This is a genomic window from Chloroflexota bacterium (genome assembly GCA_018648225.1).
In the GTDB taxonomy this organism is placed as follows: Bacteria; Chloroflexota; Anaerolineae; order Anaerolineales; family UBA11858; genus NIOZ-UU35.
This window is the reverse complement of record JABGRQ010000209.1, coordinates 1-1,224: the sequence shown is the minus strand read 5'-3', so window position 1 is coordinate 1,224 and position 1,224 is coordinate 1. Positions and strand designations below refer to the sequence as shown.

The 1,224-nt window shown below is 57.8% G+C and carries 2 protein-coding genes; both read left to right on the top strand.

Translation table 11 applies throughout. The features are described from left to right. Complete coding sequence (locus tag HN413_17695; protein MBT3392235.1) at positions 1-975, top strand: M42 family metallopeptidase; 975 nt, start codon at positions 1-3, stop codon at positions 973-975. Positions 976-1,031: 56 nt separating this feature from the next. Continuing rightward, positions 1,032-1,224, top strand: a 193-nt coding sequence (locus tag HN413_17690) for a hypothetical protein (protein ID MBT3392234.1), incomplete at its 3' end; no start/stop codon positions are given.

Below are 1,224 nucleotides of genomic sequence, written 5' to 3'. Positions count from 1 at the left end.
ATCCCCGGCCCATCAGGATACGAAAACGAAATCCGTGAAGCGGTGCGCGCTGAAATTGAAGCCTATGCCGATGAAATTCGTGTAGATGCGCTGGGCAACCTGATCGCCCGTAAAGCGGCATCGGGAGCCAAACCTTCCGGGCAGCGCGTGATGCTTTCGGCGCACCTGGACGAGATTGGTATTATCGCCACGCATATCGACGAAAATGGCTTCGTGCGCTTCAGCAATCTGGGCGGGGTTTTTCCACGCTACACCCCCGCCGGGCGGGTACGCTTTCTCAATGGCGCCGCGGGCGTAATTGACACCGAAAAAATCGAGAGTAGTTTTCGCGTGCCGCCAATTGACGAAATGTTCATTGATGTGGGCGCCAGCAGCCGCGCCGATTGCCTGGTCAAAGTTGGCGATGTGGCTGTTTTCGAGCGCCCTTTCAGCGAAATGGGCAACCGCCTGGTCTCCAAAGCGATGGATGACCGCGTCAGCGTTGCTATTCTCATCGCCGCGCTCAAAGCGCTTAAAGCCAGCCCACACGATCTGTATTTCGTTTTCAGTGTGCAAGAAGAAGTCGGCGTGCGCGGCGCAGCCACGGCGGCATTTGGCATTGAGCCTACACTCGGTCTGGCCGTGGATGTCACTCGCACGGGCGACACCCCCAAAGGCATCACGATGGAAGTCAGCCTGGGGCAAGGCCCGGCGATCAAGGTCAAAGATTCGGGCATGATCGCCGACCCGCGCGTGGTCAATTGGATGGTCAACCGCGCCGAAGCCGATGAAATCCCTTACCAACTAGAAGTACTCGAACGCGGCAGCACCGATGCGCGTGCCATCCAGCTCTCGCGCTCTGGCGTTCCGGCGGGCTGTCTCTCGATCCCCTGCCGCTACATCCACAGCCCCTCCGAGATGATCGATCTGGGCGATGTCGAAAACGCCCTGCGACTGCTGCTCGGGCTGCTGCAAAACCCGATAGAATTAAAATGATGTCTCAAATACAAAAAGCCAGCCACAGAGAGCGCAGAGTTTATAAAAATTTCTCTATGTCCTCTGTGGCAATTTTGATTATCCTGGCGTTGGGGTTGATCTTCTCCCTGACAGGATGTTCGCCCGCGACCCCTGGGGTGGATACCAGCACCCCGGAACTATCACCCACCCCAGAGCCGAGTCCCGTTCCCCCTGCACCCACCGAAGAGATTCCCACCGGCCCGCTGATCCTCAACTTGTGGATTCCGC